Source organism: Ancylomarina sp. YFZ004 (assembly GCF_054254355.1).
Genome location: NZ_JBTCHQ010000003.1, coordinates 261,721 through 280,865, shown reverse-complemented (window position 1 = coordinate 280,865; position 19,145 = coordinate 261,721). Strand labels below are relative to the sequence as shown.

Sequence of the window (19,145 nt, the reverse complement as noted above, 5' to 3'; positions counted from 1 at the left end):
TACTAAGTACAAACAATTTCTTAAAGAATAAACAAAACTCATCATAATGCAAAACAAAAACTTATCTATTCTGAGTTTGGAAAGACTCAAGCAAAAGAAGAAAGCTTATATTTCTTTACTTACGGCATTCGCTATGCTTTTAAGTGCACTAATTGTGTTAACAACTTTTATGTATTTTACTTCAGGCATGACTCCTTTGTTGGCTGTGCCAATAGTTCTATTCCCATTGTTTGTGATTGGCTGTAAAAAGCTGAGAGCCATCTATAAGGAGATCGAATTTCGATCAGTATCCTCAAGTCGGGTTAAATAAAGGTTAAAAAACCACCTCCCCCGAACGCGTTCGGGTACTCCTCCTTAGAAAGGAGGAGAATCATTAGTTTGTGTTTTGCATGAGTTTGATCAGGCTAATAAAATTCCTTCTAGTAGAAGAGGGGTGGCGTCCCGATTATTCGTGATGCTCGTCGGGCTGGTCTGTATTTTGAATTGTTACTCATGCTTAGCAATCAGTACACAAATATAATAGGTGTATGTTGAGCCAGGCTTTTTGTAGAAACCGATTCCACAGTATTCAGCATCTGCCCAAAAACTAGTCATCCCTAGTAGGTGTTTTCTATGTCCTAAACTAGGAATCCCCTTATCAATAATCAGTTGTTGGATCATGATTTTTCCGGTAGTTCGATTGGTTCCAGCGGCTATCGATTCGAAATTATTTGCAGATTTTGACTGCATCATATAGTCGGCTAGATGGAAACCTGCTTCACTTATCTTGTAGTTCATCCCATAACCATCCGGATCGACATGGGCGAAATAGTTGCGCTCAGCCATATCCTTAGCTTTACTGTAGGCAGCCTTCGCTAGTTCTGAACTCCAAATTAACTTATCACGCTTCTCCACTTCAGATAAATTTACAGCAAGTTCATCACTATAGGCTGATGGGTTATTTCTTACTGCATTTAGGTAATCGAAAGCATCCTTTCGGGTGATCTCATTGAGATCTTTTGCCTCTGGAGATTTCTCAATAATTAAATCTTCATCATAAGTTGTGCCGCCACAAGAAATTAGAAATAGATGGGTGGAAAGTAGAAGGAGAGTGAAAAACTTGTTCATGCTGTGATAGATATAAATAAGACTTGCGTTGAATTATAGAACCCCAATCAAACTAGGCTTACCTAAAGCAAAGGATTCTCTTCTAGAACGCATGTTTTGAGGAAATGTTATGAGAGTTGAGAATATTTATTAAAGTATTTCATATTTAGTACTGATATGGCGCATCTTTTTAATTGTTGTGAGGCTCGTTTTTTTTTTATTCAAAATCTTCTTTATTGCTCTGGTTCTTGATTTTATCTTGTTTGCATATAAACAATAGATCAAACTTTATTTAGTAATCTGTTTTCATAAATTTAATGTTTGTTTTATACACTTTTCGATCTCCTACGATGTCGTATTTAATGGCAAGTTGAACCTTAAAGATAACGATGAGTATCACCTTAAAGACAGTTCGGGGGATGCTATTAGAGCTGGATGGAGTGGTTTAAGATTAGGATTGGGACTTTCAGAGCCAATCTAGAGACTGAAATGCAGCTTGTCTCAGTTTAATATTCGAAATATTCTCATCCTTTTTAAGGAGAGTGAAAGTTAGTGAAAAATTTAACAGGCCTACAGTGCTTAGCACTGTAGGCCTGTTTTTTGATTTTTACCTTTCTAATTTGACATTAACACATTTATTATGAAGAGTGATTCTATTTTGTAAGAGATTCTAGCTTTACTTATGCCTTGAATACTGTTTAGTGTGATAAATTCATATTTTTAGTGTTGCGAATTTATCAGCATAAATAGCCAAGGCTGAAAAATCGATAAAAAAAGCTTAATCAAGGAGCGAACCTTAATAAGAACTAGAACAGAAAAGACTATAAATGTATATAATAAGTTCATGCTTAGTTGGTGTAAGCTTTAGGTATAACGTCGTGAATATTTGTAAATGAAATAAGTATGATCTTAGATTACCCTACGATATTGCTTTTTTTAGCAATGAATAATTTATTTATTATTGCATTGTTCACCTATCAATATTTTTATCATCATAAAAGATGGTACTTATCTGTGTTTATTTTGGGTATTTTATTTCACACAATTGCCCTTATCCTAGTAGGTAACAGAAGTGTTTTACCTTTTTTGTACACGGTGCAAATAAGTAATTTGTTTTTGATTTCTAGTTTTGCATTAACCTCCTTTGGTCTTATTTCCTTTGATGGCAAAATTCGAAAAAATGTGATGTGGCTTTTCATTGTTTTTGTTATTCTGTTTTATTCGGCTTTTCTAACAGTTGGGCATCATAACACAACTCGTATTATTATTCAGATCATTGCCAGTTCATTTTTCTATGGAATCGGAGCATTTTATCTTTTTTCCAATAAGAGACAATACAAATTTTCTAAAATATTAAGTATTGTACTTTTAACATATTCTATATTAAACCTTGTTCGTGCATCTATTATATATCAAATAGGTGACTCATATGATTTCATGAAAGGTTCTACGATTGATAATTGGTATCTTATAATTTCTATGTTTGTAATGAGTGTTTCCAGTATAGGTCTCATCATGCTTTTAAAGGAAATTGATCAAAAAACGATATTTCAAAAAAACACAAGAATTCAAGAAGATAAACTGAAACTTGAAGAATTGAATGCAACTAAAGACAAGCTGTTTTCAATTATTGCACATGATTTAAGAAGTCCGTTTAATAGTATTTTGGGCTTTTCTGAACTGTTAATTGAAAACCTAAAAGATTTTGAAATTTCAGAATCTGAAAAGTATGTCCGCTTTATTAATTCATCAGCCCAAAACACGCTTGTTTTACTTGATAATCTATTGAATTGGGCAAAATCGCAAACCGGACAGATTGCTTTCAATCCACAAAAAATAAGTTTATCATCACTTATCAGTGAGGTAATAGAACAATCAAATTCAGCTGCAATAGCTAAGGAAATATCATTAATTCACAAACAAGCAGATGAGATTGAAGCTTATGCCGATGAAGATATTCTAAAAACAGTTTTACGAAATCTTATTAGCAATGCAATCAAATTCACAAAAGTAGGGGGATGTATTAATATCGTGGTAATTACAGAACAAAAGCATGTTGAAATTTCAATTTCCGATAATGGAATAGGGATAAATGAAGAAAAACTTAAAACATTATTTAATATATCTTCAAATACAACTTCACTAGGCACTGCAAACGAAAAAGGTTCTGGATTAGGCTTAGTCCTTTGTAAAGAATTTGTAGAAAAATTAGGTGGGTCCATTTGGGTTGAAAGTGAAGAAAGAATAGGAAGTAATTTCAAATTTACATTGCCATATTGCATAGGGGGAAGCGAGTAGCAGATTCTCGTATAAACGTCACATCCTACCGGACGTTTACGCTCTCCGAAATCCGCGTGTGTATCGCGTTCCGTAAATTTTAAATTAAAAAGCATACGATACAATGGTGCGGAGGTAAAGGCAGTCGTTTTTATAAATTGAAATTTCTCCTTAGTCAGAAGGCTAAAAACATTCTAGTCATTAATTTTAAACACAATGAAAAAAATAATAGTTACAGCAATCATAGCCTTTGTTTTGGGAGGTGCGCTAGCAAGCCTTATTTTATTACCCCAGATCGAAAATAGATATACTATTGGGCATAATCAAGGCTTTTTAGATGGAGGTTTTGAAGTGATAGGTTTCTTAGATGAAAACCTACAAAATACTAATGAAGACAAAGCGATAGACTTAAATAAGCATCTCTCTTTTAAATACATCTCCATTTCGCTTGTCAAAATAAATGGTGTCAAAACAATCATAATTAAAGACTAATAGAATTTATAAATTGTTTTGTACTATGGAAAATATAAAAAACACACCACTCGATTATTCTGATGATAGAATTTGGGTATACTTTGAACTTGGAGGTAAAAAATTACTTGATCCCCAATATATGCTCAATAAAATTGATTTTATTAATGAAGATGAAATAACTGAAGATAAAGATGGATTCAATCTATTTATTTGTAGTCAGCATATTCCTGAGGTAGTCAGAATTCTTGAGAAAGAGAATCAGGGTATTTATCAAATTGTTAGAATCAAGGAAGTCTAACAAAAAATCACCTAACTAGTGATTGAATGAGGGAAGATTGTTGAATGCACACTGAGTGAAATATTAAGGATTTATATACAAAGAAGAATTATGGCAAACGGACTAGATGATTTATTAGGTGATGCAAAGAAAAAGGGTTCTGAAATATGGACGAATATTAAAAGTGCGGGTAAGGATAAACTAAAGAACGGTATCCAGAACTTAAACGATGCCTTACCAGATATTGAAGAAGCTGGTTTTATTCTCGTCCGTCTGGATGTGGATATCGCACTTATGCCACGTTTATTTGCACGTTTTAAGCAAGAACACTTGATTTCTAAAGAAGAACGAGAAAATATTCTGCTTAAAACGAAAAAGAATAAGTTTTTGAATTTCATTCTGATTGGCCTGTTCAAGGCTGCCGACCTTAAGAATGAAATTAGCATAGATAATATCAACTTAGAGGAAATCGAATTGGAGATTGGCTTAACGCCGTCGGCCAAGCTCATATTCCGTAGAGAGGAGAGATTGAGTTTAATGGAAAGAAAAGTAAAGGCTATTGATCAGCCTAAGGTGAAAAATTAATGAAAATCGAATTGTCTCCCTGCAGGTTTGATAGTCAAGAGATCTGAAGCGACAATGGTCATATACACAAATGTTTAATTAAAATATAAGTATCATCGATTATGAAACACGTCAAACTTATTGGATTGATCAGTGCAATTATTTTAGCAATCAATTTCATCATTATTGGTCCTGCTGTTCCTTTTATTACTGGAGCGAATTGGTTCGATACTTTAAGCTTGATAAATAAGAGCTTTGTTTTCCCCATAGCCTTTATCGGATTCTATTTGGCGCTATACAAATTTCTTCAGAAGCTTGAAATAAACAAATTGACAACACCTGTGCTTATCATTTTTATTCTGGGTATTTTAAAATTGATGTTAAATTTGGTTCACTTTTTAGGGATTAACATCCCTGATATTTTAAACGGATTACCAGGTATTGTGATTATGCTTGTTCTTATTATTTGGGCTTTTCTAGTTATAAGAAACAAAGAGAAAAGGTTTAAACGAATTAGACGTTTTGCAATAGCTATGTTAGTTGGCTCTGCTCTTGTTTTCATCCTTTCTTTCGTGAGTTCGTTTGCTTTCGCGTTCATTTATGACTTCGGCTATGATCCATTCGAATATATAAATATTGCTTATGCTGTATATGGTATTGGATACGTTTTTGGCTTATTGATTTTTGTAGACGAGCTTAAAAATACCAATAGCTAAATGTGATGGGCGTTGGTCCTGATGTGTCGGGATTGAAACAGTAGAGTCAAACTTAAAAACCAACAAAGCCTGTAGATAAAGCTTGCTGAAACAATAAAAAAAACTAAAACAAAACGAACAATGAAAGAGCTGATTTTAAGCAGTTTGTTCCTATTTATATGTTTGCTGTGCTACTCTCAAGAGAAGCTATACAAAGAAGTTGGGAAAACTCAAACTTTAACAAGTGCTGAATATGAGTTGCTAAAGCAGGTGAAAATTAGAAAGCTCGAGAATGGTGGTATGGTAATGAAGCTGGAAGAGAGCCTTTTGGATTCTACCCAAATTGGTGAAAGCATGGTTTATACTTACAAGCTTGAACGAGTGTTTGAGAATGGTTTAAGGATTTCCCCAAACGCATCATTCGAGAAGATCTACTCATTATATGGTAAAGAATTTCCAGAATTTAGCTTGAAATCTCTTGAAGGTGATATCGTGAATTTATCAGATTTTAAAGGCAAGGCAATTCTAATAAATTTTTGGTTTACGGGTTGTGGACCATGTATTAAAGAAATGCCAGCACTCAGCAATATCCAGAAAAAATATGCTGATCAACTGGTTTTTCTTTCGATATCATTCAATACTAAAGATGAATTAGATCACTTCTTTCAAAGCCATACTTTTGATTTTAGGCATTTGACAGATGCAAGGGATTTTATTGGTAGAATTGGAATACATGGCTACCCAAAGAATATTCTAATAAATAAAGAAGGAGTCGTGCATCAAATACTTGATGGTATTCATCAGCAGCTTGATAAGGAGGGAACTGTTATTGCCGGTGATGGGCAGGAAATAATCAGAGAAATTAAGAAAGTACTTGATGTGTAATGATAAATGTATTTGGAATGCCTAAGATTGAATTATAGAAAAAATACCATATGAAGAAATACTTTATTATTGGATTAATATTTACGGTTCTTATCATACTTGGATTAATGTATTCCGGCTTGCGTCTGATGGCTGAAGAAGATCGGCATATTGATATTGAGTATTTAGCACCTACGCTTCAAGATGGGGATATTATTTTTCAAATTTCGAAATCCACTCAAAGTAGAGCCATCCAATTAGCAACAAAATCAAAATATAGCCATGTGGGTATGATCTATAAGAAGTCTGATCAGGTATTTGTATTTGAGGCCGTTCAGCCAGTGAAATTGACTTTGCTTGAAGATTGGATCTCAAGAGGCGAGAGAAAGCATTTCGTTATCAAAAGACTCAAAGATTCTGAGAAAATTCTAACCGACGAGGTCAAAATAAAAATGAAACATATTGGTGATCGTTTTCTGGGCAAAGACTATGATATTTATTTTGAATGGTCTGATAATCGAATCTATTGTTCAGAGTTGGTTTGGAAAATATATAAAGAAGCTGTCAATCTTGAGATAGGGCAATTGGAAAATCTAAGTAAATTTGATTTATCTAATAAACTTGTAAAACAGAAGCTGAAAGAGCGATATGGTGATAATATTCCAATGGATGAGATTGTAATTTCACCCGCATCAATATTTGACTCGGAGCAACTTAAGCTTGTTTATGAGGAATAAGAGATGAAAGTTTAGAATAATAAGAGATAGAGAGCTATGATTATTGAAGAAGAAAAGGTTTCGAGTGAAGCAATAAAGTTGTCAGACAATGAGATATTCACTAAGATTTGGTTTGATCCCCGTATGGTGTTTAAATATTTGAATGATAGTCGATACGATAAGTATGTCTATATTTTATTGATATTTGCTGGGATAATAAAAGCTTTTGATAGAGCAGCAAGTAAAAATATGGGAGATGATTTACCTTTAATTTTTATCATATCGATATGTATCATTTTTGGAGGATTATTAGGATGGGTATCGTATTATATTTATGCTGCTTTAATGAGTTGGACAGGTAAATGGCTTAATGGGCAAGGAGATACAAAATCATTGCTTAGGATGACTTCATATGCTATGATTCCTTCAATTCTTGCATTGGTTTTACTCATACCTCAGATTGGGATATTTGGGAATGGATTATTTCAAAGTGAAGTAGACATTTATAGTTACGGAATGCTTTCTATTGTCATCTATTTTTTTACTCTTTTGCTTGAAGTTGTCTTGGGTATTTGGTCATTAATTATATTCGTGATTGGCATATCTGAAATTCAAAAAATAAGCATAGGAAAATCAATTTTAAACATGTTATTACCCGTGTTTATAATTATTGTTCCAATCGCATTGATTGCATTTGTTCTTGGAGATCTTTTTAAATAGCATTAATATTCCTGATAAATACAGTAGCTCTTGAGGACTATTGACCAATCTAGGGGAGCAATTTTAATGAATAGAGTCCGAATCCAATAAGTTAAGTATAGAGCTATCAGATGGCACACTTTTAAAACAAAACAATGAGCATACTTAAAGATATTCAAGAACTGCTAAGCGCAGAGCTGATCTCCGATAATCAGGCTGAAAACATACGGGAGTATTACCGAAAAAAGGAGAGTCAATCGGGCAATAAGCTTTTTATCGTTTTTGGCATTCTGGGCGCCATCTTAATAGGCCTTGGTCTGATTCTAATTATTGCTCACAATTGGGACGAACTCTCACGTTTAACGAAAACAATTTTTGCCTTTATTCCTCTTTTAATTGGACAAATACTCTGTGGCTATACCTTAATAAAAAAACAGGATAATGTGGCATGGAGAGAAGGTAGCACGGTTTTCTTGTTCCTTACAGTAGGTGCCAGTATTTCTCTTGTCAGCCAGATTTATAACATAACAGGTAATTTAAGCTCCTTCTTATTAACATGGATCTTAATCTGCATCCCATTGGTGTATATCATGAAATCATCCATTACCTCACTGTTCTGCATCATAGCAATAAGCTACTATGCATGTGAAACAGGCTATTGGACACATCCTTCGACCGAATCATATTTATATTGGTTGATGCTATTAGCCATTCTTCCTCATTATTATCAGTTGTATAAGAAGAGACCCGAAAGTAATTCTATGATTTTTCACAATTGGCTGATTCCAATTTCGGTGGTCATCTCATTAGGAACCTTCTCTCATAGACATGATGAACTCATGTTCATAGCTTATTTCAGTTTGTTTGCATGTTTATACATCGTTGGAAATACGAACTTATTCAGCCAGCAAAAACTACGAAACAATGCTTATAAAATATTGGGTTCATTGGGAACACTAATCTTACTACTGGTATTAAGTTTCGATTGGTTTTGGGATGAATTGAGAAATAAAGTCTTTCATTTTAATGAGGTCATTGGTTCACCTGAGTTTATAGTATCTGCAGGCCTAACAGTATTGGCAGGCCTACTTCTCTATCTACAACAGAAAAACAAGAAGCTCCTAAGTATTAAACCGATTTCACTTGTATTTATCTTCTTTATATTTGCTTTCATAAGTGGTTTATCCTCACCAATTGCAATGGTTCTGATCAATCTTTATGTTTTTGCTATCGGCATATTCACAATAAGAGAGGGCGCTAAGAAAGATCATTTGGGAATTTTAAATTTTGGTTTACTCATTATCACTGCCTTGGTCACTTGTCGATTCTTCGATGAGAACTTAAGTTTTGTCATCAGAGGCATTTTGTTTGTATCAGTTGGCCTTGGCTTTTTTGCAACAAACTTTGTCATGCTTAAAAAAAGAAAAAATGGATAGAAAATATAAACTCCTATTGGTATTTATACTTGTTGCTTTGGTACAACTTTATATTCCAGGTAAAATGATTTTGGATAGTGAAGGTGTGATAGACTCAGGTATAGCATATAAATTTAAGACGGCCCCGGTTGATCCAACTGATCCCTTTAGAGGGAAATATATAACGCTTAGATACAAGGATAATAGCCTTGAAGTTGAAAATGAAAGCGATTGGATTAGTGGGGAAGAAATCTATGTGATCCTTAGAATGGATAAGGATGGTTTTGCTAAGATTAAATTTATTTCAAAAGAGGCTCCTGAGTACAAAGTAGATTATTTCAAGGCTAAAATTAGATCTGTGAGTTCTAATCAAGTTCGAATTTCTTACCCATTTAATCGATATTATATGGAAGAAAGCAAGGCTGAAGCTGCAGAAAAAGCTTATCGAAGATCACAAGCTGACACAAGAAAACTGACCTATGCCCTTGTCAGCATAAAGGATGGGGAAGTAGTCTTGCAAGATGTTTTGATTGATGGTGTTTCTATAAAAGATATTGTAGAGAAGGAGAATGAAGAATGGAAGCACATATTTGATAAGCGCCATATCAAAGGCACATTTGTTCTTAAAAATATGTCTACAGGTGATATTAAAATCTACAATTCAGAACGTAGCGATAGTACTTACTTGCCAGCATCTACTTTTAAAATTCTTAATTCGATGATTGCATTACAATCTGCTGCGATTAAAAGTGTAGACGACACCATAAAATGGGATGGTGTAGATAGAGGCTTCGCAGCTTGGAATAAAGATCATACCATGCGAACAGCTATGCCAGTTTCTTGTGTTTGGTTTTATCAGGAATTAGCTCGACGAATTGGGAAAGAACAGATGCAATATTGGGTGAATCAGGTTGCTTATGGGAATAAAAATATTGGAAAGGGAATTGATGATTTTTGGCTCGAAGGTGATATCAGAATATCGGCAAACGAACAGGTGGCTTTCATCGAGAAGTTAATCAATAACCAGCTCCCATTTGATACAGAGATTCAGGAAACTGTGAAAGAACTGATGGTAACTGACTCGGCCGAGAAATATACAATGCATTCAAAAACGGGTTGGACCAATCAAATTGGTTGGAATATGGGCTATATAGACACTAAGAACAACAGATGGATCTTTGCTATGAATCAGGATATTCTTCAGAAACAAGATGCGAAGTATAGGAAAGAAATAACTTACGAAATTCTTAAGACTGAAAAGATCATTGACTAATACCCAAACTGAAATGACCTATTAAACAAGCCCCACATATTAAGTTAGGTGAGGCTTGTTTGGTTATTAACTATAAAGAGCCATTCTATTTTATGTGGAGCACTTGTTTTACAGGTTTTTAAGATAGTGTTTGTTAGAATTTATCTTTAGTTTTAATGGACTCAAGCTTCTCTTGTTGGCAATAAAACCCCAATAGGGGGATAATAACTATTACATAAAGGAAGTAAAAGTATAATATCAATATTGATGTTATACTTACGTTAGTCTGAATTTAAAAAATCAAAAATGGATTCTAAACCCACATATAAAGAATTGGAAGTTCAGATTGAGAAACTTAAAGGATATAACGAAAATAGGCAGCTCAATTCTTCTATTCAAAATGGAGACATATATCATTCCCTCATTGATAATATGTCAGAAGGATTCGCACATTGTCAAATGATCTATGAGGAGAATAAACCTGTTGATTTTATTTACCTTGAGGTAAATCAAGCTTTTGGAAAATTAACGGGTTTAAAAAATGTTGTTGGTAAACGAATTTCTGAAGTTATACCTAATCATAGAACTGATAACCCAAAATTATTTGATTTATATAATAGGGTTTCCCAAACAGGCATATCTGAGAAAATAGAATCTTTTATTGAACCCTTAGAATTATGGTTTTCTATTTCAGTTTATAGTTCTCAAAAAAATCAATTTCTTGTAATTTTTAATGATATCACGGCTCGTAAGCAATCCGATGAGGTCTTACGTATTAGTGAGGCTCAGTTTCGGGGCTTATTTACCCAATCGCATGTGGGAACAGCCATTGTTGGTTTAGATAATTGTATTGTAAAATGCAATGAAGCATTTTGCCATTTTTTGGGATACTCAGAAAAAGAGATGCTTGGTAAAACCGTAGCGTACTTTACCTATCCGGAAGACAGAGAAGTTGGGAAGAATGAAATAAAGCGCTTAGTAAAAGGAGAAATTGAATTTGCGAAAGTACAAAAGCGGTATCTGAGAAAGGATGGTGGTGTTGTATGGGGTGAGCTTACAATAAGTATGGTTGGGAGTAATGATAATAAACCTTTATATTTTTTGCCTGTCATTCAGGATATCACTGAGCGTTATGAGATAAATAAAGCTCTTAAAGAAAGTGAAGTCCGCTTTAAAAATATGTTTGAAAATCATGATGCTATAATGCTACTCATAGAACCTGGAACGGGTTTAATCGTTAATGCAAATCATGCAGCAAACACATTTTATGGTTATAGCAAATCAAAGCTTTGTTCCATGACTATAGATGAAATAAATATGTTGTCGCCCGAACAAGTGCTAATTGCACGAGATAATGCATTAAATGGGAATCGTAATTATTTTGATTTTCAACATAAATTAGAAAATGGTGATATACGAACCGTTGAAGTCCTTTCTACGCCAATAGAGTATAATAAACAGCGAATTTTATTTTCGATAATACATGATGTTACAGAACGAAAACATGCAGTTGAAAAGTTAAAAGAAAGCGAGATAAAATATAAAGAATTAGTTGAAACGGCAGATATAGCAATTCTTATCGATGATGAGGATGGATCTTTCGAATTCTTTAACAACAAATTTTGTGAAATATTCGGTTATACTAGAAAAGAAATTGATGAAGCAGCTATACGGAGTTTAGTCCATCCCGATGACGTTGCTGTAGTTATGAGTTATCATGATAATAGAATAAATGGTGAGAAAGTTAAAGCAAAATATGAATTCAGAGGCGTTCGTAAGAATGGTAAGACTGTCCATTTAATGGTATCAGCTGTTCCTATAAAAACGAATGGTAAAATTATTGGTACACAAAGTTATATCTGGGATATTACCGAACGCAAGCACATGGAAGCTGTGCTTTTGGAAAATAAACATCGTAATGAAAAAGCTCAAGCATTAGGCCATGTAGGAAACTGGGAATATAATCTTGAATCAAAGTTATTTTGGATTTCTGATGAATCAAAAAGGATTTATGGCTTTAACTTGGATTCTAATAATTTTTCTGTGGAACAAACTGAAAATTGCATTCCAGAACGAGAAAGGGTACATCAAGCATTAATTGATCTTATTAATCATGATGAAAAGTATGATTTAGAATTCGAAATTATACCTGCAGATAAAACGCCTCGAAAAATAATTCATTCAATTGCTGAATTAGAAAGGGATGCATCTAATAATCCGTTAAGAGTTCGGGGTGTTATTCTTGATATTACAGAACGAAAACACGCAGTACAAATTATTAAAGAAAATGAAATCCACCTGAAGGAGATCAATGCTACAAAAGATAAATTATTTTCAATTATTGCACACGACTTAAGAAGTCCATTTAATGGAATCCTGGGTTTTTCGGAATTGTTAATTGAAAATATAAAAAAATATGAAATTACAGAGTCTGAAAAGTATTTAGGAATTATAAATTCATCAGCTAAAAACACGCTTACATTACTTGATAATCTGTTGGATTGGGCAAAATTGCAAACCGGGCAAATTACTTTCAATCCCCAAAAGACAATTCTATCATCAATTATCTGTGGAACTATCGAACTGTCCAACACGGCTGCGGTAGCCAAGCATATATCAATAACTCAGAATATGCCAGATGATATTGAAGTTTATGCCGATAAAGATATGTTAAAGGTAGTTTTACGAAATCTTATTTCGAATGCAATAAAATTCACAAAATCAGATGGGAATATAAGTGCTACAGCTAAAAAGAGACATAGCCAAGTTGAAATTGCAATTTCTGATAATGGTGTTGGAATGAATGAAGAAACTATAAGTAAATTATTCCAGATTGAGACAAATAATACAACAATCGGAACAGAGAATGAAAAGGGTTCAGGTTTGGGTTTAATACTTTGCAAAGAACTTGTTGAAAAACAGGGTGGGAAAATATGGGTTGAGAGCGAATTAGGCAAGGGTAGTGTATTTAAATTTACCTTGCCGATGAATAAAATTTAAGAGTGAAACTCAAAGCTCCATGACTTATGAAAAAAGCCTCATACTTTAATTGGTAGGGGCATGTTTTGTTATCTGCTACAAAAGCAAAAGATGCTGCCTTTTGTTAAAAAGACGATTGGATGAGTGAATTCTACGCCCTTGCTAAAATCGGTTTGGAAGATAAACTACAGTTCATAGAGATTTTAGGTGAAATCGTAAGAAATTAAAACAACAACTACACTCGCTGGTGCTCGATGCCATCGCGTTCCTTTATAATCCTTAATCAAGGGTTTAAAACTCCTCATTTGCATTCACATTTGGGGCGTTTTTCATGAAATAACTATGAGAATAGAACGTGTTTTGTCAATCTGCCGTGAGGCGTGTTCAGTTTATATAAGAAGAGTAAACAAGGATCAGACTGAATTGATTTTTGATTCGCGAACTAAAATACAATGGTGCTCATATGCCCTCCCGGGGAGTTTACTTTTTTCATTTAAGGAGAAAAGGAAAAGCCAAGCGACTTGAGCTAAAAGATATCTTAAAAGGGATAGTTTTTAATAAGATAAGCCGTCATAGTAAGATGGTACATTAAATAAAAACAGTTTTTATCCTCCTCAGTTACCGTTCAACTTGAAAAGGCGATCAGATATAGAATAGAGTTGATTGGGTAAAAGGAATGTCCTAAATTGTATTCTTTTATTGTCAAGCAAATATTTCAATAAGTATCATCTATAAATTAAAATTGAATAGTATGAATCACAATTCTTTTAAGAGGCTATGTATGCTTCTTGTTTGTTTTATATTGTTTTCGGCCTATGTTCAAGCGCAAGGAACGCGCCTTTTGAGACAGCCAACGCTATCTAAAACACATATTGCCTATACCTATGCAGGCGATTTATGGGTATCCGATATCAGTGGAGTCCAAACCCTACGTTTAACCAGCACACCTGCTGTTGAAAGCGATCCTCATTTTTCACCTGATGGTCAAACCATTGCTTTTACATCCAACCGCTCGGGTGTGAATGCCGTATATACGGTTCCTGTTACCGGGGGCGCAGTTAAACAATTGACCTGGTATCCTGCAGCATCGAATGTACGTGGCTGGACACCTGATGGTACAAAGGTTTTGTATGCCTCAACTCGTGAAACAGCACCGTCTAACTTCGATCGTTTATGGACCGTGTCACGCGATGGTGGCGTATCGACTATGCTGAATGCACAGTGGGGAACCAAGGCTTCTTTTGCTGCCAATGGTAAGCAGATTGTTATTGATAAGGTTCGTCGTTGGGATTGGGAGTGGCGAGCTTACCGTGGTGGGCAAAATACGCCACTGATTATTCTGAATCTTGAGGATTCAAGCGAGAAATTGCTTCCCAACGAATCAACCACCGATGTTCAGCCTGTATGGATTGGAGATAAAATCTATTTCCTTTCGGATAGAGATTGGGCCATGAACATTTGGATGTATGATACGAAGAACAGTGAATTAAAGCAAATCACGACATCCAAAGATATTGATATTAAATCCCTTTCGGGGCATAAGGAAAAGCTAGCCTTCGAAAGAGATGGCTATTTGCATACTTATGATCTTGCTTCAGGAAAAATCACACAACTTGAATTTGAGCTTAGCGGCGATTTCCCTTGGGCTAGAACAAAATGGGAAGATGTGAGCAAAAACGTTCGTTCGGCTTCTCTATCTCCAACAGGTAAGAGAGCAATTATGTCGGCTCGTGGTGAAGTATTTACCGTTCCGGTTGAGCATGGCGATGCGAGAAACATTACTAATAATTCAGCAGCAGCAGATCGTGCTCCAATTTGGTCCCCGAAAGGCGATAAGATTGCCTGGTTCTCTGATGTGAATGGAAAAGGTTATCAATTGATGCTTGCTAATCAGGACGGTTTATCGGAGCCTGAGGCTATATCCATTGAAGAATCGAAAATGGCTTGGGAACCTGCTTGGTCGCCCGATGGTAAGTATATCGTTTTCACAGATGACGATGTGCGTATTCGTTTGATTGATATAGAAGCTAAGAGCATCAAGACCATTGATGTGGGTGGCAATAATTTCGAACGTGGCGATCTTGGACTAACATGGTCGAAGGATTCTAAATGGCTGGCCTACGCGAAATCGGGAGCCAACAATTTCCGACGTATTTGTGTTTGGTCGATGGTTGATGATAGAGTTAGACTAGTTACCAACGAATTGGCTGATGCTTTTTCACCAGCATGGGATGCCGATACACATCACCTTTACTTTTTAGCAAGTACCGATTTAGCATTGCTTTCGGGTTATGTGAATACTTCGGTAATGGGAGCAAAAGCACCTAACTATGGAGCTTATGTGATTAACCTTCTTAAGAAAGATCCTTCCCCTTTTGAGCCAAGAAGCGATGAAGAAAAGTCAGATAAAAAAGAAGATAAAAAGGAAGCGAAGGATAAGAAGAAGGACGATAAGTCGAAAAAAGAGAAGACAAAGGTCGATAGCCTGATGAAAATTGATTTTGACGGTATTGAGCGTCGAATTATTCCTTTACCTATGGACAAGGCTGCCTATCGTTATATACTGGCAGGGACTAAAGGGATTGTATTTATTGCTGAAGCCAGTCCTAAAGGGAGAACGTCTACGCTTCATAAATTTGAATTAAAAGAGAGAAAAGCGAAGGAGTTTATATCTGGCGTACGAGGTGTTTCTATTTCAGCTGATGGGAATAAGATGTTGGCTAAAATGGGATCTACATGGAAAGTTGTGGGAACCAAAGGAGCTAATGGTAAAAGTGCGAAAGCCATTAAGATTAAATTGAAAACTCGATTGGATCGAATGGCGGAATGGAATCAAATGTTTGAAGAAGCATGGCGATACCAGCGTGATTACTTTTATGATCCTAATATGCACGGAAGAGACTGGGATGAGGTTTATAAACGTTATACGCCGCTTGTTCCTTATATCAAGCACCGTAGCGATTTAAATTATGTGCTAGATCAGGTGAATGGTGAACTATCGGTAGGACATAGTTTTGTCTTTGGTGGTGATTTCCCTAAAACTGATCGACCTTCGGTTGGTTTATTGGGTGCCGACTTAAAGGCTGATGGTAAACATTGGAAAATTAATCGTATTTATACTTCTGAAAGCTGGAATCCTGGTTTGTCGAGTCCTTTGGATCGCCCTGGAATGAAAGTGGAAGAGGGGAATTATATTGTGGGAATTAATGGTAAGGAAATCAGCAATAAGCAAGATCCATATATGGCCTTAGATGGTACAGCTGGACAGCAAACGGTTCTTCATATCAATACCAAGTCTGAATTTAAAGGTGCATGGAAAATTACCGTGAAGCCTATAAGTAGCGAAAGAGCACTTCGTCAAAGAGCATGGGTTGAAGATAACCGTCGTTTGGTTGATAAACTTTCTGGTGGAAGATTAGCTTACGTTTGGGTTCCGAATACATCTAGTAACGGCTTTATCTCCTTTAATCGCTACTATTTTGCTCAGCAAGATAAAGAAGGTGCTGTTATTGATGAGCGTTTCAATGGCGGTGGTCTTTTGGACGATTATATGGTCGATTTGATGAAACGTGAGACAAGAGCTTGTTTAACCAACGAGGTGCCTAATGGCGATCCGATTCGTTTACCAGCTGGAATTGTTGGACCAAAAGTCTTAATCATTAATGAGCTGGCCGGATCGGGTGGCGATTTCTTCCCATGGGTATTCAAACATCAGAAAATAGGTCCTGTGGTCGGTGCACGTACCTGGGGTGGTTTGGTAAAATCATCAGTCCATTACCGATTGGTAGATGGCGGTGCTCTTACAGCTCCTGATAATGCGGTATTTGATCCAGATACAAATGAATGGGTTGGCGAAAATAAAGGAATCGCTCCAACCATAGAAGTTCGTCAGGATGCAAAATCCTTAAATAAGGGAATTGATCCACAATTGCAGCGTGCTGTTAAGGAAGCGCTTTCTCGTTTACCAGAAACAAAGAGAAAGATTACACCACCACCATTCTCAACGCCTGCACTTAGAAAATAAGTACTTAAAGTGTCTTAAGTTAAGGAGTACTTAAAATAAGATAGAACATTTATACATGAAGCCGAGTCGGAAGGTATTTTCCAGACTCGGCTTTTTTTATGTAGAATTTGTGATTTTAAAAAGGGACTTGGGAATTATGATATTATAAGTACATTTATCCAGTTTGATATGGGGAGCTTTTGAAATAGCCCCATACGTAGTCAGTACCAGGTATATCTACAAAATAGAGACAAAATCAATTATGGAAAAAGAACATCTTAATAAGATAAGCTACAAAGAGAAAGACTATTATTGCTCTTTGGCTTTTGCCTTACAATTGATTGGTGATAAATATAAGAGCTTGATTATTTTTCACCTTAAGGATGGTGGTATGCGATCTGGAGAGTTGCAAAAAAGCATTACAGGTATCTCCAGCCGAATGTTTACGTATTCGATAAGAGGATTGGAAGAGGATAGCTTAGTTAAAAGAACTGTATACCCTGTGAGCCCTCCGAAGGTGGAGTATGAGTTAACCGAAAGTGGAAAATCACTGATCCCCATCATCCTTGAAATCGATAAATGGGGGCAGGATTTTGCAAAGGAGCATCATTTATATGCCCCTACAGAATAGTGCAACTCATAGGAGTGCGAATAGATTTCAAAGACTGCAATACTATCATTGAGAAAGCAGTCCTGAAATACCTGTTCATTTAATCTTCAAGTTTTATTTTATTGATCGAGAATATTAAATCAGAAACGCCATTTTGTGTTTCGTTTATCCTCGAGTTTGTATAGAATAAATAGCCATTGAAAATACTAAAGGTATCTGCCCACCTAATTTTTTCACCCTCGCAAAGTGTATTAATTTTGCCATTAGGTGTCAGGTATTGAATTTTGTTATTTTCTAAATCAGCAAAATATAAGTTGCCTTTATCATCAAAAATCATCCCATCAGGCGCAGCGGTCTTGGCCACTAACGTTACCTCTGCTTCGATCTGTTCTTTATCGCCATTATTTAGTAAATGTGCAGAAACTGAATACAGATTGTATCCGGTTAAGCTGTGATAATATAAGCGATTCGTTTTGCTATTAAAGGCAATACCATCTGAATGAACGGTATTGTTCCATTTAATACCATTAATTGTTAAATGATCTGTTTCTGCTAGTGTTGAGTAATGATTATCTAAAACACGCTTACTTTCCTTCGTTGATAAATTCAATACAACTAAGCCTGGCTCACCAGAATCGGTCATGTAAATACAATTAGCTGTATCATCTATACGTAAATCATTAATATATGAATTAGGCTTATAGCTTTGCGCAGATAAAATAAGGATGTCTTTTAAGCTATTGGTGTTTAAATCAAACACAAACAGGCGAGGGGCATTTTGTACTCCTTTAAATAATGGATTTCGGGTATCTAAAACATACAAGTCATCCTTGTGTACGACCACCGATTGAACAGCTACAAAAACAGAATCTGAAATTGAATCCCCAATAGCCCAATTATTCCATTCCTTATTTGGATACGAAATTGATTTTCCATTAGTAGAAATTTCTACTACCGAGTTATCAAGGCCTTCTCTCCATCTGGGAAAATTTGCAAATACCCGACCTGTATTACTTACTGAAACGCCCGTAACTTGTTGCCCTTTAAATTGTGCGACTTCAATGATGTTATTTTTATTTGACGAAGCCTTTTGATTTACACAAGACTGTAATAAGATTGCTCCTAATAATATAATCTGTATTCTCATAATATGATCCTTTAAGGTTTAAGTTCATTTATACAATTACCTTGAATTCAGGTTGCAAATACAACTTGAATTCAAGGTAATTAAAAT

General features: G+C 35.3%; 16 protein-coding genes. 14 read left to right on the top strand and 2 right to left on the bottom strand.

Annotation, left to right across the window (positions count from 1 at the left end):
- The first annotated feature begins 46 nt into the window (after positions 1-46).
- Positions 47-310, top strand: coding sequence for a hypothetical protein (locus ACXR6G_RS06745; RefSeq protein ID WP_458360649.1), 264 nt, complete (start codon positions 47-49; stop codon positions 308-310).
- 176 nt (positions 311-486) lie between these two features.
- On the opposite strand, the gene ACXR6G_RS06740 is transcribed toward ACXR6G_RS06745, so the two are convergent.
- Positions 487-1,107 (bottom strand): CAP domain-containing protein, encoded by a 621-nt coding sequence (locus ACXR6G_RS06740; RefSeq protein WP_458360648.1) that lies wholly within the window; start codon positions 1,105-1,107, stop codon positions 487-489.
- Positions 1,108-2,682: 1,575 nt separating this feature from the next.
- On the opposite strand from ACXR6G_RS06740, the gene ACXR6G_RS06735 reads away from it, so the two are divergent.
- From ACXR6G_RS06735 to ACXR6G_RS06675, 13 genes are all read left to right on the top strand, one after another.
- Positions 2,683-3,384, top strand: coding sequence for a sensor histidine kinase (locus ACXR6G_RS06735; protein WP_458360647.1), 702 nt, complete (start codon positions 2,683-2,685; stop codon positions 3,382-3,384).
- A gap of 195 nt (positions 3,385-3,579) precedes the next feature.
- Positions 3,580-3,855 carry a hypothetical protein gene (locus ACXR6G_RS06730; protein WP_458360646.1) on the top strand — a complete coding sequence of 92 codons (276 nt, stop codon included), beginning with the start codon at positions 3,580-3,582 and terminating at the stop codon, positions 3,853-3,855.
- Positions 3,856-3,880: 25 nt separating this feature from the next.
- Positions 3,881-4,135, top strand: coding sequence for a hypothetical protein (locus ACXR6G_RS06725; RefSeq protein WP_458360645.1), 255 nt, complete (start codon positions 3,881-3,883; stop codon positions 4,133-4,135).
- 90 nt (positions 4,136-4,225) lie between these two features.
- Positions 4,226-4,699 (top strand): hypothetical protein, encoded by a 474-nt coding sequence (locus ACXR6G_RS06720; RefSeq protein ID WP_458360644.1) that lies wholly within the window; start codon positions 4,226-4,228, stop codon positions 4,697-4,699.
- A gap of 101 nt (positions 4,700-4,800) precedes the next feature.
- Positions 4,801-5,394: a hypothetical protein gene (locus tag ACXR6G_RS06715; protein WP_458360643.1), complete on the top strand. Its 594-nt coding sequence runs from the start codon at positions 4,801-4,803 to the stop codon at positions 5,392-5,394.
- Positions 5,395-5,514: 120 nt separating this feature from the next.
- A complete protein-coding gene (locus ACXR6G_RS06710) occupies positions 5,515-6,258 on the top strand; it encodes a TlpA family protein disulfide reductase (RefSeq protein ID WP_458360642.1) in 744 nt (247 codons plus the stop codon).
- 50 nt (positions 6,259-6,308) lie between these two features.
- Positions 6,309-6,974, top strand: coding sequence for a YiiX family permuted papain-like enzyme (locus ACXR6G_RS06705; protein ID WP_458360641.1), 666 nt, complete (start codon positions 6,309-6,311; stop codon positions 6,972-6,974).
- A gap of 36 nt (positions 6,975-7,010) precedes the next feature.
- Positions 7,011-7,673: a Yip1 family protein gene (locus ACXR6G_RS06700; RefSeq protein WP_458360640.1), complete on the top strand. Its 663-nt coding sequence runs from the start codon at positions 7,011-7,013 to the stop codon at positions 7,671-7,673.
- A 134-nt stretch (positions 7,674-7,807) separates the two neighbouring features.
- Positions 7,808-9,088, top strand: a complete 1,281-nt coding sequence (locus ACXR6G_RS06695) for a DUF2157 domain-containing protein (protein ID WP_458360639.1) — start codon at positions 7,808-7,810, stop codon at positions 9,086-9,088.
- A complete protein-coding gene (blaOXA, locus tag ACXR6G_RS06690) occupies positions 9,081-10,340 on the top strand; it encodes a class D beta-lactamase (protein WP_458360638.1) in 1,260 nt (419 codons plus the stop codon). Before ACXR6G_RS06695 ends, blaOXA begins: the two co-directional genes overlap by 8 nt.
- Before the next feature lie 312 nt (positions 10,341-10,652).
- The gene (locus ACXR6G_RS06685) at positions 10,653-13,319 is read left to right on the top strand and encodes a PAS domain S-box protein (protein ID WP_458360637.1); all 2,667 of its coding nucleotides are present in this window, start codon (positions 10,653-10,655) and stop codon (positions 13,317-13,319) included.
- Positions 13,320-14,049: 730 nt separating this feature from the next.
- Positions 14,050-17,322: a S41 family peptidase gene (locus tag ACXR6G_RS06680; protein ID WP_458360636.1), complete on the top strand. Its 3,273-nt coding sequence runs from the start codon at positions 14,050-14,052 to the stop codon at positions 17,320-17,322.
- 241 nt (positions 17,323-17,563) lie between these two features.
- Positions 17,564-17,932: a winged helix-turn-helix transcriptional regulator gene (locus tag ACXR6G_RS06675; RefSeq protein WP_458360635.1), complete on the top strand. Its 369-nt coding sequence runs from the start codon at positions 17,564-17,566 to the stop codon at positions 17,930-17,932.
- Positions 17,933-18,011: 79 nt separating this feature from the next.
- Here the strand turns inward: ACXR6G_RS06675 and ACXR6G_RS06670 are convergent, their stop codons facing one another.
- On the bottom strand, positions 18,012-19,058 hold the full coding sequence (locus ACXR6G_RS06670) for an L-dopachrome tautomerase-related protein (protein WP_458360634.1): 1,047 nt from the start codon (positions 19,056-19,058) through the stop codon (positions 18,012-18,014).
- Positions 19,059-19,145: the final 87 nt, after the last annotated feature.